Source organism: Spirosoma litoris (genome assembly GCF_054776755.1).
Genome location: NZ_BAAHBI010000020.1, coordinates 131,246 through 157,796 on the forward strand (window position 1 = coordinate 131,246; position 26,551 = coordinate 157,796).

The following is a 26,551-nucleotide window of genomic DNA, read 5'->3' on the forward strand; positions in this document are numbered from 1 at the left end:
TATATCAATTCCAAAAAAGTCGGCCTCATTGATGAGCAGGTAATTCATCAATGAGGCCGACTTGCATGTGCTTCAGGATTGATCAGAACCAGTTAGCGCCAATAATACGGAATGGCCAGGGGATAGAAGCCAGAATAAGCAACAGACCTATGCCATAGAAAATACCAATAAGACGTTGTTTGGTTGTTGCATCAGAAGCGCGCTTCGAACGGGAATAGCCAACGGTGATTAGGGCAATGGCAATCAACATACCCGTTGTATGCTCTACGCTGTAGAAACGATACAATTTCTCGCTCATCATGCTGAAATCAACTTTAGGGCTGATGAATAACAAAACCAGACCCAGCAGCAATTGCGTGTGTACGGAGATTAACGTGAACAGATATAGTTTACGGTTTCCATCCGTATAGCCGCTAGGCCCTTGCCACTTGCCAATAGCAGTGATAACGGCAACGATCAACAAAATAAGAGCTACCCAGCGAAGCCCTGAGTGGGCATGTACTAGTCCAGAATACATAACTTGGTTAGTTTAACGGATAAATTGATTTCTCAGAGCAAAGAAACAACCAAACCGTCAACTTACCTTGTCGATTGGGTGTTTGTCTCCATATGATTCTTTACAATACGACCTATAGCGTTGCCGATGAAGTGGCTGCCGACTGGCTTCGCTGGATGAAATTATTTTTTATACCAGCTGCGTTGGCTACCAAATTGCCTGTAAGCCACCGGGTTTTACGGCTGTTGACTGAACTTGAGAACGGGGGCACAACCTATTCAATTCAACTCGACTTCGAAACACTGGAAGCCTACAACATTTATCTGGAATTCCACGCCGATACATTACGGCAACGGATTCAGCACCGATTCGGCAATCAGTTTATTTCCTTCGATACGCTATTGGAGGACGCTTGAAAACGTGATGCAAGATGAATAACGAGCCGTAAGCCGCTTGAAAAAACACTAATTAACTCAATAGGATTGGTAATAATTACAGCCGTTTCTGATTTACGTACGTAAATCAGAAACGGCTGTAATTATTCATTTATAGGGCAAAATAAAGGTTTAGTTGGATAATAATTTGTCGTGAAAGTGGTTTAGCCCATTAGTTCATCAAAATGTTCGGTCTGGCCAAACAAAAGAGGGTACAAGTCGATTGTAGTAGTAGGTAATACACCATCTAATTATAGCCCTACTCAACTCCCATGACAACTCATACAAACTTTAGCGGAGCACCGAATCAGAACGATCAACGATTAAATGTCTGGGAGCACAATCCCAAAAATGTGGCCTTCGTAGGAGATTATTTACCGCGGCAGTGCGGCATTGCCACATTTACATCTGATCTCTATCAATCGTATAATTCGTTTATACCTGATTCAAACGCTTTAGTTATATCGGTAAACGATACGCCTGATGGATACGATTACCCGTCGGAAGTTCGGTATGATTTTTACCAGCATGACCAGGATGCCTATCGTAAAGCCGCTGAGTTTCTGAATTCGAAAGATGTTGATGTCGTATGCTTGCAGCATGAGTATGGGATTTACGGCGGTTCGGCAGGGAGCTATATTCTGACGCTGTTGCGGAATCTGACTATGCCGGTTGTAACCACGTTCCACACGATTCTGAAAGATCCGAATGAAGAGCAACTCGTAGTCCTGAAAAGCATTGCTGATCTGTCGTCTCGGGTAGTTTGTATGAGTGAAAAGGGACGGGATTTTCTGATTAATATTTACGAAGTTCCGGCTGATAAAATTGACCTTATAGCGCATGGTATTCCCGACATGCCCTTTGTTGATCCACATTTTTACAAGGATAAATTCGGGATGGAAGGCAAACAAACCGTTTTGACGTTTGGTCTGCTGTCGCCCAATAAAGGCATCGAAAACGTAATCCGGGCACTACCGCGCATTGTAAAACAACATCCCAATGTAGTATATATGGTGTTGGGGGCAACGCACCCGCATTTAATCAAATATGAAGGAGAAGCCTATCGCGATAGCCTGAAAAAACTGGCGGCCGATCTAGGCGTTCGGGATCATATTCGATTTTATAATCAGTTTGTCGAGTTAGAAGATCTACGCGAATACCTTGGTTCTGCCGATATCTATATTACACCTTATCTAAACCCCGCTCAGATTACCTCAGGAACGTTATCCTACGCGTTTGGCTGTGGAAAAGCGGTAATATCGACCCCTTACTGGCACGCCGAAGAACTTCTGGCAGAAGGCAGAGGTATACTGGTGCCTTTTGGCGATTCGGACGCCATTGCCGATCAGATTATCAATCTCTTAACGGATGAACCTATGCGTCATGCCATGCGAAAAAAGGCGTATATGATGGGCCGTGAGATGATCTGGGAGCGGATTATCCAATTATATGCTGACTCATTTACACAGGCTCGCCAGGAACGAATGAGTAGCATCAACAGCCAGGTTCCTTACTCGGTGGGTGGCCATACCAGCGCAGCCTTTAAACTACCTACGCTTCGACTTGATCATCTGTTCCGCTTAACCGATTCGACGGGAATTGTTCAACACGCACGCCATCATTTACCTTATTATGAAGAAGGATATTGCACAGATGATAATGCACGGGCACTGATTTTGACGCAAATTCTGCAGGAAGCTGGACTAAGTGATGCCAAACTGGCGCGTACAGCTGATAATTACTGCGCATTCATCAATCATGCTTATGCGCACGATTACCGCCGATTCCGCAACTTCATGAGTTACGACCGACGCTGGCTCGAAGAGGTAGGTTCGGACGATAGCACTGGCCGGACTATCTGGGCGCTAGGAACTTGCATTGGTCGGGCTACAGACCGGAACACGGTTAGTTGGGCCATGAACCTTTTCGAAAAAGTACTTCCGAGTGTTGTAAATATGCCATCGCCACGATCCTGGGCATTCGCGTTGCTGGGCGTTCATGAGTATCAGAAGAAATTCAACGACGACCGTCTGGCCAAAACCATTCAACGACAATTACTCGATAAGCTGGTGTTCCGATATACGGAAACTGCTACGGACGAATGGCCTTGGTTCGAAAATACCTTGTCGTACGATAATGCTGTACTGGCACATGCACTGCTTCGTTCGGGCGATGCACGGTTGATCGAAATTGGTCTTACGTCACTTCGCTGGCTAATAAATTTGCAAACGGCTTCTTACGGGCATTTTCAGCCCATTGGATCGAATGGATTTTATACAAAAGGTCAGGCAAGGGCTTATTTCGATCAGCAACCGCTCGAAGCGCAAAGTACCGTTTCTGCCTGTTTGGCGGCTCTGGAAGTAACGGGAGACGCTGAGTGGCATCGAACGGCAATCCGGGTATTTAAGTGGTTTTCAGGATTCAATGATCTGGGTTTACCCCTCTACGATCAGCAAACGGGTGGTTGCCGGGATGGTCTGCACATCGACCGGGTTAACCAAAATCAGGGTGCCGAGTCGACATTGTCTTACCTGATTGCGTTGGCCGAATTGCATATGGTTCAAAAAAAGAAGGTTGCGGTAAAGCCGGTAAGCGTTGATATACCCGCTTTACTAAATGGATAAGAAGTCAAACAGTTATTTCGTTTTACAGTTGGATTATAGTACATGACTTTCGCGGAAAGCTGTGCCACGTTTGCTCATTGCACTTAATTAAACCGTGGCACGGCTTTCTGCAGAAGTCATGTACTATGTGTACTCAGACCCATTTTGAGAATAAACTGTCTGACTGACCACCTTCTTACTGACGCTGATGAGTATAAAAGCCACCCGAACGGGTATTGTTTTACGGCCCGATCCTACCCGAGTCTTGTTTCGTCCATTTGAACTGGGTAGCACTACCCGTACCCTGAAAATTATTGCGCGTGTCGGTAGCATGACCGATGAAGAAGCCGAACAAAAGCTCGACGAGGTGATTCGGGAATTTGGCGGGCGCCATTACAAACTCGAGCGGTTTCTATTACAGCGGTTTGAGCAAATTAAGCCGCAGTTGTTGACTGATGAGCCATTAACGGAAGATCGTAAGCTGCTACTTGGCGCGTATTTCACGATGGAATATTCGCTGGAGTCGGCTGCCTTGTTCAATCCATCTATGATCTGGCATCCAGATCAGACCAATGTGCCACCAGGATATAAGCGTTTTATCCTGAGTTTACGTGCAACAGGAGAGGGGCACGTTTCGTCGATCTCATTTCGGATGGGCTACATAGACGATACGGGGAAAATCGTATTACGGAAACCATCCCGTTATGTGACGTCGCCCGATATGGTTCCTAATCATGTATTTAACCGTGCTATTTTTGAGCGCAAACTTTACGAATTGCGGCTGGAAAATAGCATTCAGGAAAAGATGATGGCTGGTTTGGGCGATGAATTTAGTCTATCTGAACTCGAATCGCAGATTAAACGGGTTTTAGCCCAATTCCGCTACAATGCCGAATACGATACCATTGCGAGTGGATTGCTCGCACTTGCTAAGTCAAATTACGAAGTTCACTTCGACGATGATCAGAGCTTGGACGAGCGCTGTATTTTTCCTAATTCACCGAATGAAACCAACGGAATTGAAGATGCACGTTTCGTTCAGTTTACGGATGATGATGGGCAGATAACCTACTACGCGACCTACACCGCTTACAATGGTCGAGTAACATTTCCGCAATTGCTTGAAACTAAGGATTTTACGCACTTTAGTGTAAGTACACTGAACGGAGCCGAAGTTTCTAACAAAGGCATGGCCTTGTTTCCGCGTAAAGTCAATGGGAAATATGCCATGATTTCGCGTCAGGATGGAGAGAACATTTACCTGATGTACTCCGACGATCTGTACTTCTGGCAGACCAAAGACATCCTATTGAAACCAACCTACAACTGGGAGTATGTACAGTTAGGCAACTGTGGTTCGCCCATTGAAACCGAAGCGGGTTGGCTGGTCCTCAGTCACGGCGTAGGTCCCATGCGGAAGTATGCGATTGGTGCTTTTTTACTTGACCTGAACGACCCTTGTAAGGTAATTGGTCGCACAGTTGAGCCGATCCTTAGTCCCGACGAAAACGAACGGGAGGGCTATGTACCCAATGTAGTTTATAGCTGTGGCGCATTAATTAACAACGATGAATTGATAATCCCATACGCTATGGCCGATCATGCCAGTAGTTTTGCGACCGTCAATGTGAAAGAACTTTTGGCTGAATTAACCGGGCAGGCTAAGCCAGAAAGTGTACGGAATGAGGTAACTGCCTAATAAACGGTTAAAACGAGAAAGCCCCGATGTGCATGCACATCGGGGCTTTCTCGTTTTAACCTCTCCTTTTGTAGGAAAGGGAGTAGGTCACTTCGTCAGTGAAATGACCAAAATTTGCGTATGGTAGTTCGCACTGATGACGACGTTGCTAGGCACGGTTGTGATGCTAAGCGGTATTGCATAAGGGCCACCAGTGGCGGGCACCTGTGTACCGACAAAATTTACATTTACCGTCGCAATACGTTGACCTGCTGTTACAGTTACCATCGGATTGGTTAACTGAAAAGCTGCCGCGGGCGGAATCGTATACGATGTTTTGTTCGCCGTGTTATAGGCCGTCAATGCCGCCTGGTCAATGGCTACTGTAATCGGAACATCCTGCGATGGCGGATTGGGCGACGCAATATTGATGTCGACGGGAGCCACGAGCGACGTACTGGTAGCTGGTACCGCTATCGTTTTTAGGATGCTTCGGTTTGCCACATAAGGGATCTCCGCCACATAGCCAGCACTGGCAAAGTCAACGAAATGTTCATCGTCTTTAAGGCATGAAGTCAGCCCAACTGCTAAACTTACGGCCACGATAATATTGAATAACTTGTTCATGGTTGTCTGCTTGTTTTGGTTAGGCATTACTTCTCCCAGAAGATTTTGCTCGTAAACTGATTGATAGTCCCTTGGGCTCCTACATTGACTGCGTTGTTACTGTATTCCGAAGTGGGATAGAGCAACCTAACGGGAATTTGTTTCACCGTTGTACTTGGGTCCTGCGAAATAGGGATAGTGCTTGGTATACCCAAACGGCGATAATCTGACCAGGCCTCGAAGGGAGCTGTACCATTTTCAGAAGCCCATTTTTGTGTAATGATCGCTTCAATCTTGTTCGTCGAGGCATCCCAGTTTACATCATTTATACCTGCCTGCGAATAATAAGCCGTTGCTTCGGCTTCGGTCCGGCCTGCATTGATGAATGATTCCGTAATGGCCGACTGATACAGTGTTTTCGGGTCGCCCGAAATCCAGCCCCGTTGTGCCGCTTCGGCCTGCATGAACAGACTTTCGTGTGATTGGATGATTGGCGAGCGTTGGTCAACACTTTTCAGAACACCTGGCCCAACATCAGATACCAGACTATTTACTACCACATCTATAGTACCGAAAAGTGTTCCATTAAATGTGTTTGTTGTGCCAGCTACGGGTCTGTAGTAAGCGCCCAGGCGTGGGTCGTTGGTGTTTTTGTAGAACGTAATGCCATACAGATTCCCCTTATACTGGTTGTTCAGCGTTGTTGGGTTGCCATTGATGGCATAAAATGCACCGTACAATGGATTCTGCATGTTTTGCGAGTTGGTATAGCCGGGGCTTACGCTGGCGTTTTCACCAGCTCCCAGAAAGCCCGAACCTGATGCTTTAATCGTTGCCAGCTGCGTTTGAATAAACGAAGCCCGATCCGTTTTTTCCGATTGACGAAGGAGCATCCGTAGTTTCAGAGTATTGGCGAATTTAAGCCACTTCGTAATGTCGCCCTGAAACATAATGTCGTTAGGTCCCGGATTGAGTGTCCCATCGCCTTTATTCAGCAACGCGATCCCTGCATCAATCTGCTTGAACAGATCATCGTAGATATCCTGTGCATTATCATATTTGGGCAGAATGTTGGCCGTACCCTGTAAGGCAGTTGTATAAGGTACATTTCCGTACGTATCTACCAGAATATGGAAATGCAGCGCTTTCATGATTTTGGCCATGCCTTGCAGAAGGGGTTGGCCGAGCACAGCTGCCTGCGTATCTACATAATTGTAGTTTTTCAGGTTGAGGTAAGCGCTTGTCCAAATACTGTTGTTGAAGCCCTGCGTAAACTGATAGTTTTTATCCGATGTCGCAATCGAGTAGTTGCCGCTCCAGTTCCAGTAGCCCATCCATAAGTTCAGGAAATAGAAACTACCCGTAGCACCACTGGGTGCGTTGCCTGTAAGGTACCAACCCGTTGTGGCCAAAGCATCGGGAAGTACTAACTGAGGACTAGCAGCCGTAACCTGGTTCGGATTGTTATTAACGTCGAGGTAATCGCTTTTGCAGCCAGCTACTACGGCCAGCAGGACAGCCAGCATACCGGCTGTCAGTCGTTTTATATGAATCATGTTGTTTGCTGATTGAGTTTAAAAGCCAAAACTGAGCCGGAATCCATAAAGCCGCGTTGGGGGCGTCTGGTATTCGGTTGTTGTACCGACGGCATTGCTGGTATCATTGGCATTGGAGCCTCCCGAGAACTCAGGATCGGTGAACACGTTCGTTTTAGGCCGTAGCATAATCAGGTTCCGCCCTGTCAGCGCAACATTCAGCGACTTAATAAACTTGGTGTAGTTGATAATCCGGGTCGGAATATTGTAGCTCAGCACAACCTCCCGAAGTTTCCAGAAATCAGCGCTTGTTACATAGCTGGATGCCGCATTATGATAACCCGAGTTGGTCCAGAAAACCAGGTTGCCATCTTTGGTTGTCACATTTGTATTAGGTGTAATGCTGGCCGTTGTTCCATCAGCATTGTTTGTAACGAGCACTGAATTGGGGAATACAAAATTCTGCCGCCCTGCATATGTTGATCGGATACCCGCTCCCGTAAATTCGAGGGCGTTCCCAAGAGCATTATAGATAACGGCACCACCACGATACTCAACAACAGCTGATAACGTAAGACCTTTGAATTTAAAGGTATTCGTCAGGCCGAACCGGTATTTGGGTTGGGTTGTGCCCATATATTTAAGTGTTGGGTCCAGAATTGGGTAGCCCGTAGCATCAACTACAGGACGGCCTGTATACTGGCCACTTGCATCGTAATATGGGGCTTTCGGATCGGTTGATTGTACCCGCTGAATATCGCTGACAAACAAAGCTGGATACGCATAACCTTTAGCCGCAAATACATTCGAGGCTCCACCAGTCAGGGTTGGGCGATAAGGGTCAGTTCCGTAAGGTATGTTGATACGGTTAAGCTCCTGATACAGATCGGTAACTTTGCTTTCTAGATACGTGAAGTTGGCGTTAAGATCCCAGGTGAAACCACCTGCATTGACTAATGGGCGAATTGTCCGCAAGTCCAGCTCAAAGCCCCGGTTTTGCATACTACCCGTATTGATAAGGGCGGCAGAATAACCTGTTGCCTGCGATATGCCAATGGGCACCGTCTGATTGGTCGTAACGGTATTGTAGTAAACGGCTTCCAGATTGAACCGGTCAAACAGACCTACCTCCACGCCCACTTCCCGGCTGTTTGTAAACTCGGGTTTCAGGTTTGGGTCGTTTTGTTGATTGCTCTGTTCAAAACCAGCCTGGCTCCCAAAGGGAAATCCTGTGCCTGGATTGAATACGTTCTGCAACTGATACGGAGCCACGTTTACCTGTCCTACTTTCGACAAACCTCCTCGTACTTTAAGATAACTAAGGGCTGCGGTGCTCTTCAGGGCCGGAATTAACTCGCTTAACACAACCGATGCATCGACGCTTGGATAAAAGAACGACCGATTGCTTGGAGCTAACAGAGAGGTCCAGTCATTACGCCCAGTTGCATGTAAATACAACGCGTTTTTGTAGCCCAATGTAAGATCACCAAATAAGCCCTGCAACCGACTTTGGCTGCTGTACTCGGCCAGAGTGGCGTTGCCTAGTCGGTTAGCTACGTTATACGTACCGGGTACAACGAGCGCTCCTGCATAATCGTAAGTCGTCCGCAGATATTCTTGCCGGGTTTGTTGACCGAGAACCAATTTGGTGGTGAAATCTCCGAAGCTGGGGCTTAAGGTAACAAGCAGATCACCCGTGAAGCGAGTTTTTAGCTGGGTAGCATCCTGCACACTGGCGTTGGTATGGCCACCCGCCGATGAGGCAATGTTACCCGCTTCCCAGGGATCACCTGTGGCATAATCTGAGAACGTCACATCGGCAATGTGGGCTTTCAGTTGAGAGTTGTAGACCTGGCCACCAACCCGATATAATACGCTTAGCCAATTGGTAAATTTATACGATATGTCGGCTGACCCCTGCAGGGTGTAGAGGTCCGTAATTTTCCGAGAATTGTCGCCCGTTATTTGCCAGTAGGGGTTTGGGTAATACGCATTGTAGTAGCCGTTTACATCGCCGTATGGAGAGTTGATGTCGTTGAGCGGATAGCTATTCAGTGGAGCCTGAGGTTGCTGATTCAGAACGTTCCAGTATACAGGGCGGTTCTGGTTGAAGTCGCCATTTTCTGTATTCGTATTCTGATAGGAGAACTGGACACCCGCGTTGGCCGTAAACTTATCGACCGATCGCCCACCCTTCATGCTAATGTTCGTCCGCTGATACTTATCATTCGGTACAACTCCTTTTTGATCTACCCGTTGCAGGCTCAACCCAAAATAATTTAGATTGTCGCCAATGCGGTAGGAGATGTCGTGCTGCTGCGTAACACCTGTGTTGAAAAAGGCGCGCCGAGGATCTTTAGAGGGAGCGGAATAAGGTACTTTCAGCGTATCGAGCCGAACACTTCCATCGGTTCCCCGAATCTGAACGCCATAGCCCAGTGGTTGAATCGAGCCATCAAAGGCATTACCAAACTGCTGATTCTCATAGGGTACATAGGTACGGGCGTAGTTGCGATCATAAAAAGGGACGCCTTCGCCACCGTTTGCTCCAAATTGAGTTTGCAGGCCAGGCATATAAGAGATGCTTTCGAACTGCGTATTGTTGGTATAGGTAATCTGTGGTTTGTTATTTTGAGCACCCCGCTTTGTGGTAATGATAAGCGCACCGTTCGATGCATCAGATCCATACAGAGCGGCCGCGCTCGGTCCTTTTAGTACAGTAGTGTTTTCAATATCATTCGGATTGATTGAAGTTAAGAATGTGATATCGGAGATAACACCGTCGACAACCAGTAAGGCCTGGTTATTACCCAAAAAAGATCGGTTGCCTCGTAACGTAAGCCTGACTCCCGCTCCCACACCGTTGTTGGTCGTGCTGATCTGTAGCCCCGAAACCTTACCGGTTAAGCCATTCGCTACGTTAATAGGCGCGGCCTGCGTAATCTGGGCGTTGCTAATTCGGGCGATGGATGTCCCGATTTCCCGCTCTGTGCGTTGAATACCAAATCCGGTAACAACAACTTCATTCAGGGTCGATGCATCGGGGGCTAGTGCGACATTGACTGTGCTTTGACTGCCTATTGCAACATCCTGTGATTTGAACCCAACGAATGAAAATGTCAGGGTGGTATTGGGCCCAACATTGATTCGGTAATTGCCATTCACATCGGTGGTTGTTCCTCGACTGGTACCTTTTACAACGACGCTTACACCCGGTAGGCCAGATCCGTCGTCCGACGAAGTCACACGACCTGTTACTGCCGCGTCTTGTGCCAGTACTGGCAGGCAGAAAAGGAGCGAGAGTAACCAGCTTCCAATTAGAATTTTTCTCATAAATGTTGATGGAAAAACGATGAAATTGATTAGTTAAGAAATGTAAAATTTATCCTGTTTTAGTGTCAGGAAATTATAATATACCGGTAATATAGGCCTCTTATGATTAAAAAAAAATTAGCAGGCAGACTGAATTAGTGCTCTGATTTCCTGCTATTTGAATTGTATTTTTAGGCGATTATACTTAGGTGAGAGTTACGGTAATTTATCAAGAATGCACTACGAAAAGGAGATAATTTTTAAAGAATTGATGTAGTCGAAATTTTATATTATGTATTTATAAATTTATTCTATTTAATTCTAATGAGTGACTTTTCATTTATAAAGATTACTCACCAGAAAATGAGTAATTAAAAAGTTATAACAGCTACGAGAAGAAAAAGTAAAGAAAAGAATGGTGGTGTGTAATTATTTTAATCTGATTTTATAGTTACATTAAATTTTAATTAAAGAAATATAAAATATAATTTAATGTATATTTTAACATATAAGTCCGATAATTAGGATTTCTGCCAAATAATATTCTAATAATGGGTTAATAGATAATTTTTTGTAGATAGATTTAGGTAATCGAAAAAATGTTGTGATTAATGTTTTTTTAATAAATTTGATTTAGTTTTTATACTTAGGTATCACTTCTTAACTTAAACAGCGTTCTATGCGTAAATTTTTACTAACACAGCTCTTACTGTGTTTATTCGCTATTCCATTGCTTGCCCAGAACAGGGCGATCACTGGAAAGATCACTTCATCAGAAGACGGCTCCCCCCTGCCAGGTGTTTCCATCCTAATTAAAGGCTCGAACCAGGGAACCACGACCAACTCAGACGGTACTTTCCAGATTAATGCGTCGAAAGGATCCGTACTACAGATCAGCTTTATTGGTTTCACTACAGAAAGTGTCAAGATTGAGAATCAAACTTCTCTGAATCTTGCCCTAAAACCGGATGCATCTCAGCTTCAGGAAATTGTAGTAACAGCTCAGGGTATCCGCAAAAGTCAACGGGAAATTGGATACGCTATTTCGAAAGTAGCTACCGAAGATGTTACCGTTGGTCGGTCTCCACAGTTAGCTCAGGCACTTTCTGGTAAAGTAACTGGTCTGGCCGTTTACAACGTTAACAACAGCGTTGACCCTGCCGTGAAAATCGTTTTGCGCGGTTACCGTTCGTTGACGGGTAATAACGAAGCACTGGTGGTATTGGATGGTATGCAGACCACTTCGACGATCCTGTCGACGATCAATCCGAACGACATTGAGAGTGTATCGATTCTGAAAGGTGGTCAGGCAGCTACGCTGTATGGTTCGTCGGGTATCAATGGTGCTCTGATCATCACGACAAAAAAGGGTGCAAAAGGCAAGCTGAAAGTAAATTATTCGAACAGTACCAACTTCGAGCAAATCAGCTTCCTGCCTAAAATCCAGGATAAGTACGGTTCAGGTTCGCACTATGCGACAGCTTTTGGTACAACTGGCTACAAAACAGATTACCTGGCTCGTATGGCCGACAACTGGCGTGCCTATGAAAACCAGCAGTATGGTGATGCCTTCGATGGATCGATACGGATTCAGGGACGGACTGCTGAAAACGGTGCTCAGCTCCTTATCCCATACGCTGCGGTTAAAAATGCTCGTGAGAAAGCCTTTAATACTGGTGTTTCGGTAAATAACCAGGTTAGCTTCCAAGGGGGCGACGAAACCAGCTCGTTCTACATGTCGATCGAGAATCAGTCGGTAAATGGTATTGTTCCCAATGACAAAAGTATTCGGACAGGTACTCGTCTTTCAGCTTCGAAAGAATATGGCAAACTAAGCGCTAGCTTCAACGCCGGTTATGTGCAGGGTGTATACAATCGTACATCATCTGACTTCTATAACGATGTTCTGAACCAGCCCGCTAACTTGCCTCTGAGCGACCTGCGCGATTGGCGGAACAACCCGTTGGCGAACCCGAACGGTTTTTATAATGACTATTATAACAACCCGTATTTCAATGCTGACAATAACCGGATGAACTACAAAGATGCCAACTTAAACGGTAACTTGACCCTGACGCTCAAAGCGACCAACTGGTTGTCGTTGATGAACCGGGTGGGTGTGATGAATAACTCACGGACAGGTAAAAACACAACGGGTAAGTTCATCTATTCTGACTGGGCTAAAACAAAATCGTATATCCCGGCTCCATTCTATCGGGATGGTGATGGTACGGGTATCTACCGCGCTATTACCGACGTTCCAGGTTCTGTGTTAGACTACTCGGGTACAGAAAATGTCATCAACAACGAATTCCAGATTCAGTTAGCAAAAGATTTCGGTCCATTATCGAACCGATTGATTTTGGGTAACAGCTTGTATCAGCGTACCACCAATAACATTGCTGTGGGATCAAGCTCAATCGTTGTACCTGATGTATATAACGTAGCAAACCGTCAGGGAATCCTGACCGGTGGTCAAACGCTCACACAGGAGCGTCGTTTAGGCTATTATGCTGACTTAACGATGAACTATAAGAACTACCTGATCTTGAACGGTTCGTTCCGTTTCGACCAGACGTCTAAGTTCTACAAGCCAACGCGTGATGCTAGCTTCTGGTCGTACCCATATTATGGTGCAGCCGTTTCGTTCATTGCTACCGACGCTTTCCCAACGATCAAGAGCGAGTTCCTGAACTACTTTAAGCTGCGGGCTAACTACAACAAGAACGCTAACGATAATATCCCGCTCTATGGTCTTGACCTGACCTATCCGAACGGAACTAGCTTCCCATACGGTAACACAGTTGGTCAAACAGTTGGTAACACTCTGCCTGATCCAAACCTGAAACCTGAGCAGGTATATTCTTCGGAGATTGGTGCTGAATTCCAGTTGCTGAATAACCGCATCAACATCGATGTATCGGCTTATACGCAAACATCAAAAGGTCAGGTAATTACGGTTCGTGTTCCTAACTCGACTGGTTTTCAGAACCTATTGATCAACGTGGGTGAAACCAAAAACTGGGGTTATGAGGCCGAATTGAAGTACTTGATTGCCCGGGGTGGTAAATTCTCCTGGGATGCCAGCGTTCGTTACTCGTACAACGACAACAAAGTTGTTGACCTCTACCCAGGTATCAACGAATTCCAGATTGGTGGTTTCTCGTATGCTAATACGAACGTAATTAAAGATTCACGTTTCCCAATCCTGAAAACGGATGGTTACCAATATGCGCCTGATAACTCAGGTCGTGTTTTGGTGAATGCCACGACGGGTTACCCCCTACGTAATACCTCGTTATTGCCTCGTGGTGGTGTTCTGCCCCGTCATATCGCTGGTTTAGGTTCTAAAATGGAATATGGCAACTTCGGCTTTACGTTTAACTTCGAATACCGGGGTGGTAACGTAATGTTCAGTGATCTGGGCCGTCAGATGACCTTCACCGGAACAGGTAAATGGACCGAAGATCGTGCTCCACACGTATTCCCGAACTCGGCTATCTTGAACGCTGATGGTACTGTGTCGGCGAACACGACAAACGTTCGTGAGGCTGAATACTCATTGTGGGTAGATAACTACCGGTTGATTTCGGAGAACTTCGTTACACCAGCCTGGTTTATCAAACTCCGTGATATTAACCTGTCGTACCGGTTGCCACAGAGCCTGATGACGAAAACGAAAATTTTCTCAGGTGCCAGCATTGCAATTTACGGGCGGAACCTGCTGACTATCGTTGATAAGTTGAACTACTACACTGACCCTGAATTTAGCTATCAGGGTAACCCAACGCCAGGTAGCCAGGCTACATCGGTGCCTACTACGAACACCTCCGTTGGTATTGGTATCAATACAACTGGTCAAACACCGCCCGTTCGCCAATACGGTGTAAACATCAACCTGACATTCTAGCAAAAAGCAATACAGATCTTACTATGAAATTCAAAACACTTATAATCGCTGCTTTAGTAGCATTGGGTGGTAGTAGTTGCAATACCAAGTCATTTCTGGATATTAATACGAACCCAAACCAGGCGGCTAGTACACTTCCCAGCTATGTGTTTACTAATGCACTGAATATTACAGCGACAAACATAGCTGGGAATTCAGTGGGTAATGCTGGTCAAAATTCAAATGAACTAGGATTTTATTGGGCAGGCCAGTGGACACAAGGGAATGGATATATTATTAATACTGCCCAGTTTGCCTATCAATTCACCAATGGTGATTTTAATTACTGGGATACCTACTATGATAACCTGGAAGATTATCAGTATGTAATCAACAATGCTGATGCTAATAATCAGAAATTCCTGAAGGGGCCATCCAAGGTTATGAAGGCCATGCTATATCAGCAACTTGTTGATATGTATGGTAATATACCTTATACGGATGCGCTAAAGGGTGCTGCTGTGCTAGCGCCCAAGTTTGATGATCAGAAAGCGATTTATGAATCGTTAATTACAGCTCTGGACGAAGCTATCGTTGATTTAAAAGCGAATGCATTCACAAGTGCTTTTACAACGTCGGACATTGCCTTCAATGGTAATACTACAAAGTGGATTCAGTTTGCGAACTCATTAAAGATGAGAATCCTTATTCGTCAATCTAAAGTGTCGGGTCGCGATTCATATATCAAAACCGAGATCAACAAGATTGTGACCGAAGGATCAGGTTTCCTCACTGGCTACGAAGCCAGCATCGGGGGGCCATCGTTCTTCCAGCCAGCAGCAGGTCAGTTGAACCCAGTTTATGACCGTTGGGGTTATGACGCGACGGGCGCTAAACGGGCGTTGAATAACTACCCTCGTCCAACGAAGTTCCTGATCGACGGTCTTAAAGCCGCTGGTGATACCCTGCGGCTGAAGCGGATTGCCTATGCTACTGGTGGTGAAAGCACCGGTACGCCAGGTGTTAGTACGAAAGCTGAAATTGCAGCAAACTATGCGGGTACACCTTTTGGGGCTAGCTCGGGTTATCTGCCAGCTAATACCTCATCTGTAGGGCCAAGCTTGCTGGTAAAAGGCGACTACAACCGGCCATATATCCTCATGACCGCATCAGAAGTCCAATTCCTGTTGGCTGAAGCGAAACAACGCTATTCGGATGTAACCCTGCCAAATACGGCTAAGGCTTATTTCGAAGAAGGTATTGTTCAGTCATTCCGCGTATTGGGTGCCAATACAGCTGGTGCTGCTGCGTTTAAAGGTAGCAAAATTGAAAACTATGACTTCGATTCGTCGTCGGATAAACTGGCCGCTATTGCCATCCAGAAATGGATTGCCCTGACCAACTTCAATGGTCTGGAAGCCTGGGCTGAATATCGTCGGACAAACTTGCCAGTTACGCCACAAAGTATTCAGGTGCCTGACAACAAACGGCCTACGCGTCTCTTCTATCCGAATACAGAAGGTGGCTCGAACGTGGCTAACGTAACGGCACAAGGAACGATCGATGTGTTTGCAACCAAGATCTTCTGGGATGTTGACTAGTTAGTCAGCGGAGATTAGTGACGGAAAGAGGCCATCATGTTGATGGCCTCTTTTTTTGTGATTTGTGGACTGGATACCCGTATAAAAAAAGCGGGCCGATATGATCGGGCCGCTTTCTGCATTACGCTTTATCCAACTATTAAATTTACTGTCTATAGATACGATCAACCGGCTAACAACACTCAGGCTCAGCAAGGATTGATCGACTGTAAGGCGCTTGCTATAAAATGATTGAATCGGCTTATGTGCCAGATTCTATTAGAAATTAAACGCTATTCTTATTAAAATCATAGCAGGCCTAGCCTAATGTATATTTTTCGGTAGGTATATTAATTTTCCGGTAGGTTGGGTGTTGCGACCATAATTTCAGAAAGTATTCCTTCGACCTGTTTGATTCGATTCGTTATAGAAAATAATTGGCTAACACAGGTACAAACTTTTTGGCTGAAACGAGGTTATTCTATAAAATAAGCCGACTCAACGACATGAAAGACGAAAAAGATATAGATCGTGATAACGCCCAACTAACGGGCCGGACAGAAGGGCCGTTTGGTTCTGACGATACGGATGTCGACAGGGCTCATGAAGATAATCGAAACCGATACGATCAGGAAAATTCAGCGAATGGACTTGATAGTAAACAAGTAAGAGGTGGTCAGGATGGACGCAATGATCGGGCTATTGCCAGTACTGACATGGATAGTAAAAATGGTGTATTGCGGATGGGCGATAATGCTAACAGCACCCTTGAATTGACAGAAGAAGGGCTGAATAGCGCTGTTGCCGATGAGGCAAAGACAAATACCGCGATGGTAGATGTCACGACACATGGTCCCGACGATTATGCCTCTGCCAATGAGGTTCCTGTTCCGAAAGCGGAGCGGGCTGCCAAAGAGCAGAATAGCGATAAGAAAACGTCAGAAGAGGAGACCCAAAAAGAGCGTGAAGCCGACGTTGCAGAAACCGGGACCGACCTGAACAATAAGCCTGCATATTAACTTTTCTTTCTCAACACTTAACAAAAAAACGTTATGAGCGTAAGTAGCAAATCCCGCAAAGAAAGCACTGAGTCGTTTGCCGCTCAGGCCATGCACAACACAATGGGTATTCCCCCTGCGTTGGCACAGTTGAATGATAAAAATCTGGATAATGACCTTCCTTCCCGCGTAGCGTCTAGTAACGATACGGATGTGCCGGGCGATGTGACAGAGGCAGATGCCATTGCCGCAGAAGCTGATCAGGAGAAAGGCATTACCAATGCTGATATCGAAGAGTCGAAGCGAGCTTCGTGGGGACAACCACCCGTAAACAGCGAAGAAAGTAACCCCGACTGGACAACCAGCACAACCGATGATACCGTACCGGCTACCCGTGCAAACGAGCCCGAACGGACATTGGGTAATGCCTAGTTTGCGAATGTCCTATTGTTAAGTAAATGGACAATGCAAAATGAATAATGGACAATGGTTGTATGCTAAAAATCAATAATTTACCATTTTTCATTATCAATGATTCATTACCCATCCACTTAATAGATAGTCAGTGTATGACCCCTTCAGGGTCACATGTTTATAGCAAGATTCTATATAAACATGTGACCCTGAAGGGGTCATACGTTATATGCTATCACGAGATTGACTTAGCAATAGATTTACCGCAGGTAAGGGAAGGAGCGTTCCCGATAATACCTGATTCTCAAGCAATAGAAGCTGTTCATGAATACCCGGCTGGTCATAAAATCGACCTTCGAGCCGTTGCCGCAAAATCGATCGGAACCAGGTCAGCTGTTGTTCCTGCCGTCGACGAATGTGCGCTCCGTTGTGAGTCGTAAGTTGCTGGTGTTCTTCAATCATTTTCCAAACGTCGGTTATGCCAACTGGGGTGGTGCTTTGAGTTGGTAGGGCCGAACAGATTAGTACAGGTGGAAACCAACCTGTTCCGGTGGGAGGAAACAAATGCAAAGCATTTTGGTACTCAATACGAGCGCGGCTGGCTGCCGCTCGATTTTCGCCATCAGCTTTCGTAATTACCAAAGCATCAGCTAACTCCATAATGCCCCGTTTCATTCCCTGCAATTCATCGCCAGCCCCTGCCAACATCAACAGTAGGAAGAAATCCACCATACCGTGTACGACAGTTTCGGATTGGCCTACGCCGACGGTCTCCACCAAAATAGTATCGAATCCGGCAGCTTCGCATAGAAGAATTGTCTCCCGAGTGCGGTGCGCTACCCCACCTAGCGAATCGCCCGCTGGCGAAGGGCGTATGTAGGCGTTGGGGTTCATCGAGAGCATCTCCATTCGGGTTTTGTCGCCAAGCAAACTACCGCCCGTACGCTGGCTGGTTGGATCTACCGTAAGCACCGCTAACCGATGTGCCTGTTGGGTTAGATACGTACCAAAAGCCTCGATAAATGTGCTTTTCCCCACACCTGGCACGCCCGTAATACCTATCCGAATGGAATTACCTGTTTGGGGAAGAACAGCCTCCAGCACCTGTTGGGCTATACCCTGATCATCAATTCGACGACTCTCAACGAGCGTAATGGCCTGACTGAGCACTAGTCGGTCTCCGGCTAGGATGCCGTCGATGTAGTGTTGAGCAGGGAGTCGTTGGCGCATTCTGAACCGGGATTTTTATGATTTCGTTTACTGACTATATAAAAACCTTATAGTTTAGAGGCTAATAATAAAAGTTAATTGTATATGGTTTACAAAATCCTGTAAATCAATAAAATCATAAAAATCCCGGTTCAGAAAATAGTTTAGGTGAGGTCCTCCGGCGTTGTAATCTTAATATTTTCGTACGACCCTTCGATAAGCGTAATCGGGAAGCCAGCGTATTCCATCACACTGGCACAGTCGGTAAAAAACGATTGTTCCTCAACCTGAAACGCCTGGCGGAACGAAGTTAGTCGAAACGTTTGCGGGGTTTGAACCAGGCGATATTGACTCCGATCAACAGCCTGACTAACGCCATTAACTCCAACGACCCGCACCGAATCTTTAACCGGTACGCAGGTTACTGCCGACCCTGTTCGTGCTGCCGTCTCGAAGCTGTCCTGAATAATGGCTGGCGAAACAAAAGGACGAACACCATCATGAACAGCCACTAATCCCTCGCTTGCACCGATGGTATTTAAGCCATTACGAACCGACTGGAAACGAGTGGCTCCCCCATTAGCCGTTTGAATGGGTGGGTGGAAATTATGCTCTTGACAGAGGGTCTCCCAAATAGTCTGTTCTTTGGCTGGCAAGACCAGAATTAATTGTGATGCTGGAAGCACCTCCAGAAAACGTTCAATGGTGTGCTGAAGGATGGGTTTTCCTTTCAGTAGCAAAAATTGTTTAGGCACGTCAGATTTCATTCGGCTGCCACTGCCGCCAGCCACAATGATGGCAAAATAGGTTGTAAGTTGGGCGTTATCAATCATTCGTCGTGGGCTGTCAGAATAGCCAATACGCATAAAAAAGGGGGCCTACTGGCCCCCAAAAATAGTAATCACAAAGTACTTACCACTACCGATTGACAACTATCGATCGAGTTAGATGATCAACATCGCGTCGCCATAGCTGAAGAAGCGATATTTTTCTTTAATGGCCGCCTGATAAGCTTCCTTGATGAGTTCGTGACCACCGAAGGCGCTAGTCATCATGATCAGGATTGACTCGGGCAAGTGCAGGCTCGTTAACAGCGAGTTAGCAATTTTAAAGTCGTACGGCGGGAAAATGAACCGATCTGTCCAGCCTTCAACGGGCTTCAGACGGCTATTTGCCGATACCGATGATTCAATTGCTTTGAGCGAAGTAGTACCAATAGCGCACACCCGCTTACCAGCATCAAGCGCCGTATTGACAATCTTGGCCGATTCTTCAGAAATCTTATAGTTTTCGGAATCCGTTTTGTGCTTGGTCAGATCTTCAACATCTACCTGGCGGAAAGTGCCTAAGCCAACATGAAGGGTGATTGGCGCAAAGTTAATGCCTTTGATTTCCATTCGCTTCATCATGGCCTTAGTAAAGTGCAACCCAGCGGTAGGCGCTGCTACGGCACCCACATGTTGGGCGAAAACGGTTTGATAATCTTCACGGTCAGCATCTTCGGCTTCCCGGTTCATGGCCCGAGGAATTGGTGTTTCGCCCAGTTCGTCAACCGCTTTCATGAATTCCTCATGATTGCCATCGAACAAGAACCGGATTGTACGCCCTCTTGATGTTGTATTATCAATTACCTCCGCAACCAGATCACTGTCTCCGAAATATAGTTTGTTGCCAACGCGAATTTTACGGGCTGGGTCAACTAATACGTCCCAGAGTTTCATTTCACGGTTTAGCTCGCGCAGAAGAAATACTTCGATTTTAGCACCCGTTTTTTCCTTGTTGCCATACAGCCGCGCTGGAAAAACTTTAGTGTTATTGATCACCATTACATCACCATCTCCGAAGTAACTCAGCATATCCGAAAATTGCTTGTGTTCGATCGTTTTGGCTTTTCGGTCTACAACCATAAGCCGAGATTCACCCCGCTCAACTGGGTATTTGGCAATAAGACTTTCGGGTAAATCGAATTTAAATTCGGATAACTTCATAGGATATCAGCACGAAAATGAACGGTGCATTTTTTGTAAAGGCCGCAAATATAGTAAAAAACCCGAAAAAAGTCAAATTTTTCGGGAAGTTTTCTTGCAAATATCGAAGAAATGACTAGGAGTTAGTTCCCTCATGCCCAATTGGCTGAACGGAACCCTCAGTATTGATGTGGGCGCGGTCTGTCGTGTTAAATTTAGCCATTAGCTCGGGCGATACTTCATTCGAGTACGTACCCTGGGCCGACACAAAAACCCCTTTCATGCCATTAGATGCTGTAATAGCATACAAGGTCATTTCATCGCCAGGATCTGAGGTACCCTCAAACCGATAAAATTTATCGACATTGAAGTCTTCACTCTTTAATTTCGTTTCAGTGCTTTTTTCTTCCAGGTAGTCCTTTTTGGGACCGAATTCATGTGTATAGCCTTTTGTCCGGAGCTCTTCCATTACTTCGGTCAGGGTGGTCATATGGCTCATAACGGTAACGATTTAGTGTGGTAGTAGAACTCAAAAGAGATCGGATAGTTTAAACCACCTGGGATACGGAGCGTGAAGCAGGGATGAAAAAACAACGTGCTCGGAGCAGAATCAATTAAATCCTGTTCCGAGCACGTTACTTCTTGTCTTATAAATGATTAGTCGGGCAATACTTTAATCATGATATCTTTATAGTACACCTTACTTTTTGGGTCGTGTCCCTGTAGAGCCACTGTACCCATACTTAGCTTTTTAGAGGATTTTCCCGTGCTAATGCTGTCTGGCTCAGTATAATCGTTAATGAGTTTGTCATTGATTTTGATCATCACTTTTTTACCCTGCACGATGATGTGTTCAGTGTACCACTCGTCGTCTTTCACAAAGGTTTCTTTTACATCCTGAATGCCATAAACGCTGCCCGTTTTCCGCCAGTCGGTGTGGGTTTGGTTGACCTGGATTTCGTAACCTTTGGATGGCCAGCCTGTTGGTTGGTAGGCCGTGTGAATAAACATACCTGAGTTAGAGCCAGGCATGGTTTTGACCTGAGCTTTCCACTCAAAATTCTTGAAGTTGTGGTTGTTTACGGGGCCTTCATAAAACAAGTGAGCACGCGGTCCATTTACAACAATAGCTCCGTCCTGAATAGTAAACGTTGATGGGCTATCTTCCGTAACTTTCCAGCCGTTAAACGTTTTGCCATCGAAGATACTAACCCAACCATCGGCAGATGGGCGTAAGGTAAAACTGAAGCAAAAGCCCAGTAGCAGCATAGCCGCAAAAAAAGTCAGCCAATTTTTCATACGAATAGGGCAAGTTATGGTTTTGGAGGTGCCCATTACTAAAAGCAAAAGTGCCTTAGAAACTAATCTATGTATACGGGGGATTGTCTTGGATTTAAGTATTTGGGCCGTAGGCAGGCGGTATTTACTCTAGAAAAATGACTTCAGTTATGGGTTGATCCAGGCAGAGTAGCGTCGGGAAAATTTGGATTCAAATGACTTATTTTTAGCTACATAAAACAGTGAGATTATTGTAACTTGCTTCCAGTATCGCCCCCAACCTGTACCGATCAATGTTACTCGAACAGCCCACCGATGTCGAATTTGCCCAGCTTCTGGATGCGTTGCCGGATGCCGTTGTCTGGATGCGGGCTATGCGTAATGAGGCTAAGGAGATTTTGAACTTCAGGATAGACTACGCCAATAAGAAGTCGCAGGAAATGGTGGAGGGTATTTATAAGGCGTCAGTCGGAACTCTGTTGTTAGGTGATAATGAGCAACTCCGGCGATCCACCGAGAAAAGCTTTCAGGTAATGTGTGGTGTTATGAAAACCAATCAGCCACACGAATATGATTTCTTTAATTCGCACCTGAATGCCTGGTTTCTGATGAGTCGTTCTAAATTGGGCGACGGAATCCTCTGTGTTACGCGCGATATTTCTTCCCTCAAACGGGCCGAGCAAGCCAATCGGCAGCAAACGAATTTGCTGAATAGTGTGCTGGATAGCTCGCCGAATGGTATTATGTCGTTGGCGTCGGTTCGGGACGAAGCCGGGAAACTAATTGACTTTACCTTCTTGTCGGCCAACGAGGCATCCTGCCGAATGATCGCTAAACCAGTTAATAACCTGGTTGGGCAACGTCTTTTGGCGGTTTTTCCCGAAAATGTCAAATCAGGCTTGTTCGCTCATTGTGCGCATACGGTTGAAACCGGGGAGTCGGTTCGTATCGAAATGCACTATAACTACGACGGGCTGAACTTCTGGGTTGATGTATCGACGAATAAACTTGGTGATGGGCTGGTTATTACCTTCACCGACATATCGGTTCAAAAGCAACTACATCAACAATTAGAAAACTCGGTTGTGGATCTGCAACGATCCAACAAAAACCTGGAGCAGTTTGCCTACGTCGCCAGTCACGATTTGCAGGAGCCCTTGCGGAAAATTCAGGCCTTTGGCGATATTATTCAATCGCAGTATGAGTCGGTTATCGACGATGGAGGGGCTGACATGATTCGGCGGATGCAGTCGGCAGCGGCACGTATGCAGGTCTTAATAAAAGATGTACTGGCTTATTCTCGGGTTACTACAATACGCGAAACATTGAGTGCCGTACAACTGGATCAACTCGTCAACGATGTGTTGGCCGATCTTGAAACGATCATTACGGAGAAACGTGCACACATAACGGTTGAGCCTTTACCAATTGTACAGGGCGATTCTGCCCAATTGCGTCAACTTTTTCAAAATCTGCTTAGTAATGCACTAAAGTTTTCGAAATCAGACCCAACGTCTCCTGCACCCACTATTGCGATTACGACCCGAAGCCTGTACGGACGAGAAATGAGCGAAATGAATATTTCGGCCAGTGATACTGATCGCTTGTTTCATCTGATTACCGTAGCCGATAATGGGATTGGTTTCGAACCGCACCAGGCCGATCGAATATTTCAGGTATTCCAGCGACTACACAATCGGACTGACTACCAGGGGACGGGCATAGGATTGGCCATTGTTCGCAAAGTGGTTGATAATCACCAGGGCTATATTCGTGCCGATTCAGTACTGAACCAGGGGGCCACTTTCAAAATACTATTGCCAGCCTAATTCCCGAAACGAGCGCTTAAATAGCTTTATTAAGCCATGTTTATCACTTTTGCCTATCTGTTCGTTACTTTGGCAGTTGAATCAACCGGAATTTTCATGCGTTATTTCATTTTGTTGGTTTTTTGGTTGGCGCTAGCCTCCTGCAAGCTTGCTATACCTAGCGTGTACGAAGCTCAATTTTCTTCAGAGCCAACAGTTACACCCGTAACGGCTGGTCAGATAGATGAAGCATCGGGTATGGCCGACAGTCGGAGCCAACCGGGTAACCTTTGGATTGAGCAGGACAGCGGGAGCCCGGCCGAGCTTGCTCTGTTAGGATACGACGGGAAAGTAAAAGGCAAAATCAATATTCCGAATAGCACGAATCGTGATTGGGAAGAGATGACGATTGGGCCAGGACCAACAGATGGTACCAATTACCTTTACATTGGCGATATTGGCGATAACAATGCCCAATATTCGACTTGCCAAATCTATCGATTACCGGAGCCTACTTCCTTGCAGGCAACTATTGGGAAGGTCGAACGAGTTAATTTCCGCTATCCCGATGGCCCCCGAGATGCTGAGGCTATGTTTGTCGATCCGGCTACGAAAGACATTTACATTATCTCGAAACGAGAAGAAAAAGTCCATTTATACAGTTTGCCTTATCCACAAAATATCAACGAGGTAACCGTAGCCAAAGCCTATGGCGAACTGCCCATGACCTTTGTTACGGGTGCGTCGATCTCGCCCGATGGCTCCGAAATCCTGGTACGGACCTACACCCAGCTTTACTATTGGAAGCGCGACTCTGGACAATCCATTGCCGATGCATTACAGTATGGAAACAGCCGCCAATTAGTGGTACGGGCAGAGCCGCAGGGTGAAGCGGTTTGTTTTGATAAAGACAATAAAGGGTTCTTTACCATCAGTGAACGCGCCAATGCGTCATCCATAAACCTATATTACTACGCCCGGAAATAGTCGCTAGTCAGGTGTCATTAGCCTAATGACGCCTGACTAGCGACTTTCGACTCTATTGTGACCTATGGATTCATCTATACTGATTATAGTTCTGAGTTTATCGGTATTGATTTCGTACGCTTTTGATTTGTTCAGCAGTCGGTTTAAAACACCGTCCGTTTTGCTGCTGTTGTTGTTAGGTATGCTCACAAGGCAGGCAACCGAGTATTTCAAGGTTCAGGTGCCTTATGTCAATACGATTTTGCCTACACTGGGTACGTTGGGTCTGATTCTGATTGTGCTGGAAGGTGGGCTCGATCTGGAACTCCATACGGATCGTTTAAGTAGCATCCGGCGAACACTGTTGTCTTCATTAATGGCTATTATTGGCGGAACGCTCATTATGGCCGGTATGCTTTACCTGCTCCTGAACGATTCATTTTACCATTGTCTGATTGCCGCCCTGCCCTTCTCCATTGTTAGTAGTTCGGTTACCGTTCAGTCCGTAACGAACCTGACAAGCGGACAGCGCGAATTCGCCGTATATGAGTCTGCGTATGCCAGTATATTGGGCATTATGGCGTATAATTTCCTACTATTAAGCCGAGGATCGGTGCTAGGAGCCATCTGGTCGTTCACGCGCGATACGCTCGCAATGGCCATTATATCCTTAGGCTGCTGCTTTTTGCTGCTCTATCTAATTGGACGGATCAATCACCGGATCAAATTTCTACCCATTATTTCGGTATTGTTTCTGGTGTACGCGCTGGCCGAAATAAATCACATGTCGTCGCTGCTGTTGATTTTGATTTTCGGCCTGTTTTTGAACAACACAGACCTGTTTATTCGCGGTCGATTGAGTCAGATTCTGAAAAACGATTTGTTTGAAAAAGAGTTGGATCAACTCAAAAACCTGACAGCCGAAGGAGCTTTCGTTGTTCGAACCTTTTTCTACTTAATTCTGGGATATGCCGCTGTTCCGCACGATCTGGTAGAAATAGATGCTCTGATTGTTAGTGTATTATTTGTTGTCGTGATTTTTTTCTGGCGCTGGGTAACACTCCGGCTGACCTATTCGGGGCCGCTAATTCCACTACTCTGGATTGCACCTCGTGGTCTCATCACTATTTTGCTTTACCTGAATATCCCGGAAGACTTACGGTTAGTAGGCTTTCGCGAAGGCATTCCCACACTGGTTGTGGTACTATCCTCGGTAGCTACGATGGTAGGGCTGCTCAGAAATCAATCAGTAAGAAATGTAGAGTGATAGAGTTATTAGTAGATTCTCTGGATTTTGTGGATTCTATTATTGCTGGTTATCCATAAAATAGAATCAATAGAATCCGTAAAGTCCAAAGAATCTATAGAAACCATAGAATCTAAATTAGCTCAATACTCCCCATTACTATTCGCGATATAGCGCCAAAAGCCCCAGAACGACCGGGTTTTAAGGTAGCCCAGATCCTGATCGTTGGAAAAAGCTTCGCGCTCGAAGCTAATATTTCGATAAGCACTATAATGATCGTGGTAGTGGAGTCGCCGGATAAGATACTCCAGCCCATACCAAATATAAAAGGGGAGAATCCCTAGTTCTGCCTGTTGTCGCAGATGAATTCGTTCGTGATTCAGTAGAGTAGGGCCGGGATTTGGCCGTTTTACTAAAATGAACGGAAATAAGGCCATCCCGTCTGGACCCAACGAAGGCAGATGAACAACAAACATAGATATACGCGTATAAGCAACCAACAACGATCAGCACAAAAATATTCCCTGAGTAG

At 45.8% G+C, this 26,551-nt stretch carries 20 protein-coding genes; 10 read left to right on the forward strand and 10 right to left on the reverse strand.

The annotated features are described in order from the left end of the window. Positions 1–82: 82 nt before the first annotated feature. Positions 83–517 carry a cytochrome B gene (locus tag ACYVGR_RS12775; protein ID WP_460957128.1) on the reverse strand — a complete coding sequence of 145 codons (435 nt, stop codon included), beginning with the start codon at positions 515–517 and terminating at the stop codon, positions 83–85. Between the two features lie 92 nt (positions 518–609). Here ACYVGR_RS12775 and ACYVGR_RS12780 point away from each other — a divergent pair, with 92 nt between their 5' ends. The 3 genes from ACYVGR_RS12780 to ACYVGR_RS12790 all read left to right on the forward strand — a co-directional run bounded on the left by ACYVGR_RS12780 (position 610) and on the right by ACYVGR_RS12790 (position 5,232). Beyond that, positions 610–912 carry a DUF4286 family protein gene (locus ACYVGR_RS12780; RefSeq protein ID WP_460957130.1) on the forward strand — a complete coding sequence of 101 codons (303 nt, stop codon included), beginning with the start codon at positions 610–612 and terminating at the stop codon, positions 910–912. A gap of 290 nt (positions 913–1,202) precedes the next feature. Next, entirely contained in the window at positions 1,203–3,554 is a 2,352-nt protein-coding gene (locus ACYVGR_RS12785) for a glycosyltransferase family 4 protein (RefSeq protein WP_460957132.1), read from the forward strand. A gap of 187 nt (positions 3,555–3,741) precedes the next feature. Further along, positions 3,742–5,232 (forward strand): glycoside hydrolase family 130 protein, encoded by a 1,491-nt coding sequence (locus tag ACYVGR_RS12790; protein WP_460957134.1) that lies wholly within the window; start codon positions 3,742–3,744, stop codon positions 5,230–5,232. A gap of 87 nt (positions 5,233–5,319) precedes the next feature. On the opposite strand, the gene ACYVGR_RS12795 is transcribed toward ACYVGR_RS12790, so the two are convergent. From ACYVGR_RS12795 to ACYVGR_RS12805, 3 genes are read right to left on the reverse strand one after another with little or no spacing between them, the layout of a single operon-like run. Then, complete coding sequence (locus ACYVGR_RS12795; RefSeq protein WP_460957136.1) at positions 5,320–5,838, reverse strand: DUF1735 domain-containing protein; 519 nt, start codon at positions 5,836–5,838, stop codon at positions 5,320–5,322. A gap of 26 nt (positions 5,839–5,864) precedes the next feature. Beyond that, positions 5,865–7,373 carry a SusD/RagB family nutrient-binding outer membrane lipoprotein gene (locus ACYVGR_RS12800; RefSeq protein ID WP_460957138.1) on the reverse strand — a complete coding sequence of 503 codons (1,509 nt, stop codon included), beginning with the start codon at positions 7,371–7,373 and terminating at the stop codon, positions 5,865–5,867. Between the two features lie 18 nt (positions 7,374–7,391). Further along, on the reverse strand, positions 7,392–10,685 hold the full coding sequence (locus ACYVGR_RS12805) for a SusC/RagA family TonB-linked outer membrane protein (protein WP_460957140.1): 3,294 nt from the start codon (positions 10,683–10,685) through the stop codon (positions 7,392–7,394). Between the two features lie 658 nt (positions 10,686–11,343). Between ACYVGR_RS12805 and ACYVGR_RS12810 the strand changes: the two genes are divergently transcribed. From ACYVGR_RS12810 to ACYVGR_RS12825, 4 genes are all read left to right on the forward strand, one after another. Next, positions 11,344–14,574, forward strand: coding sequence for a SusC/RagA family TonB-linked outer membrane protein (locus ACYVGR_RS12810; protein ID WP_460957142.1), 3,231 nt, complete (start codon positions 11,344–11,346; stop codon positions 14,572–14,574). Between the two features lie 23 nt (positions 14,575–14,597). Beyond that, a complete protein-coding gene (locus ACYVGR_RS12815) occupies positions 14,598–16,154 on the forward strand; it encodes a SusD/RagB family nutrient-binding outer membrane lipoprotein (RefSeq protein WP_460957144.1) in 1,557 nt (518 codons plus the stop codon). A gap of 485 nt (positions 16,155–16,639) precedes the next feature. Continuing rightward, positions 16,640–17,152: a hypothetical protein gene (locus tag ACYVGR_RS12820; RefSeq protein WP_460957146.1), complete on the forward strand. Its 513-nt coding sequence runs from the start codon at positions 16,640–16,642 to the stop codon at positions 17,150–17,152. Between the two features lie 33 nt (positions 17,153–17,185). Then, positions 17,186–17,563, forward strand: coding sequence for a hypothetical protein (locus tag ACYVGR_RS12825; protein WP_460957148.1), 378 nt, complete (start codon positions 17,186–17,188; stop codon positions 17,561–17,563). A gap of 207 nt (positions 17,564–17,770) precedes the next feature. Here the strand turns inward: ACYVGR_RS12825 and meaB are convergent, their stop codons facing one another. From meaB to ACYVGR_RS12850, 5 genes are all read right to left on the reverse strand, one after another. Next, positions 17,771–18,775: a methylmalonyl Co-A mutase-associated GTPase MeaB gene (gene meaB, locus ACYVGR_RS12830; protein ID WP_460957150.1), complete on the reverse strand. Its 1,005-nt coding sequence runs from the start codon at positions 18,773–18,775 to the stop codon at positions 17,771–17,773. A gap of 143 nt (positions 18,776–18,918) precedes the next feature. Continuing rightward, a complete protein-coding gene (locus ACYVGR_RS12835) occupies positions 18,919–19,587 on the reverse strand; it encodes a 2-C-methyl-D-erythritol 4-phosphate cytidylyltransferase (RefSeq protein WP_460957152.1) in 669 nt (222 codons plus the stop codon). 111 nt (positions 19,588–19,698) lie between these two features. After that, positions 19,699–20,742 (reverse strand): tRNA preQ1(34) S-adenosylmethionine ribosyltransferase-isomerase QueA, encoded by a 1,044-nt coding sequence (gene queA, locus ACYVGR_RS12840; RefSeq protein ID WP_460957154.1) that lies wholly within the window; start codon positions 20,740–20,742, stop codon positions 19,699–19,701. A gap of 115 nt (positions 20,743–20,857) precedes the next feature. Beyond that, on the reverse strand, positions 20,858–21,220 hold the full coding sequence (locus tag ACYVGR_RS12845) for a hypothetical protein (RefSeq protein ID WP_182457184.1): 363 nt from the start codon (positions 21,218–21,220) through the stop codon (positions 20,858–20,860). 158 nt (positions 21,221–21,378) lie between these two features. After that, positions 21,379–22,020: a 3-keto-disaccharide hydrolase gene (locus ACYVGR_RS12850; protein ID WP_460957156.1), complete on the reverse strand. Its 642-nt coding sequence runs from the start codon at positions 22,018–22,020 to the stop codon at positions 21,379–21,381. 272 nt (positions 22,021–22,292) lie between these two features. On the opposite strand from ACYVGR_RS12850, the gene ACYVGR_RS12855 reads away from it, so the two are divergent. The 3 genes from ACYVGR_RS12855 to ACYVGR_RS12865 all read left to right on the forward strand — a co-directional run bounded on the left by ACYVGR_RS12855 (position 22,293) and on the right by ACYVGR_RS12865 (position 26,040). Next, positions 22,293–23,828: a sensor histidine kinase gene (locus ACYVGR_RS12855; RefSeq protein WP_460957158.1), complete on the forward strand. Its 1,536-nt coding sequence runs from the start codon at positions 22,293–22,295 to the stop codon at positions 23,826–23,828. 96 nt (positions 23,829–23,924) lie between these two features. Continuing rightward, a complete protein-coding gene (locus ACYVGR_RS12860) occupies positions 23,925–24,794 on the forward strand; it encodes a PE-PGRS family protein (protein WP_460957160.1) in 870 nt (289 codons plus the stop codon). Between the two features lie 64 nt (positions 24,795–24,858). Continuing rightward, positions 24,859–26,040, forward strand: a complete 1,182-nt coding sequence (locus tag ACYVGR_RS12865; RefSeq protein WP_460957162.1) for a sodium:proton exchanger — start codon at positions 24,859–24,861, stop codon at positions 26,038–26,040. Between the two features lie 122 nt (positions 26,041–26,162). Here the strand turns inward: ACYVGR_RS12865 and ACYVGR_RS12870 are convergent, their stop codons facing one another. Further along, a complete protein-coding gene (locus tag ACYVGR_RS12870; RefSeq protein WP_460957164.1) occupies positions 26,163–26,495 on the reverse strand; it encodes a hypothetical protein in 333 nt (110 codons plus the stop codon). Between the last annotated feature and the right edge of the window lie 56 nt (positions 26,496–26,551).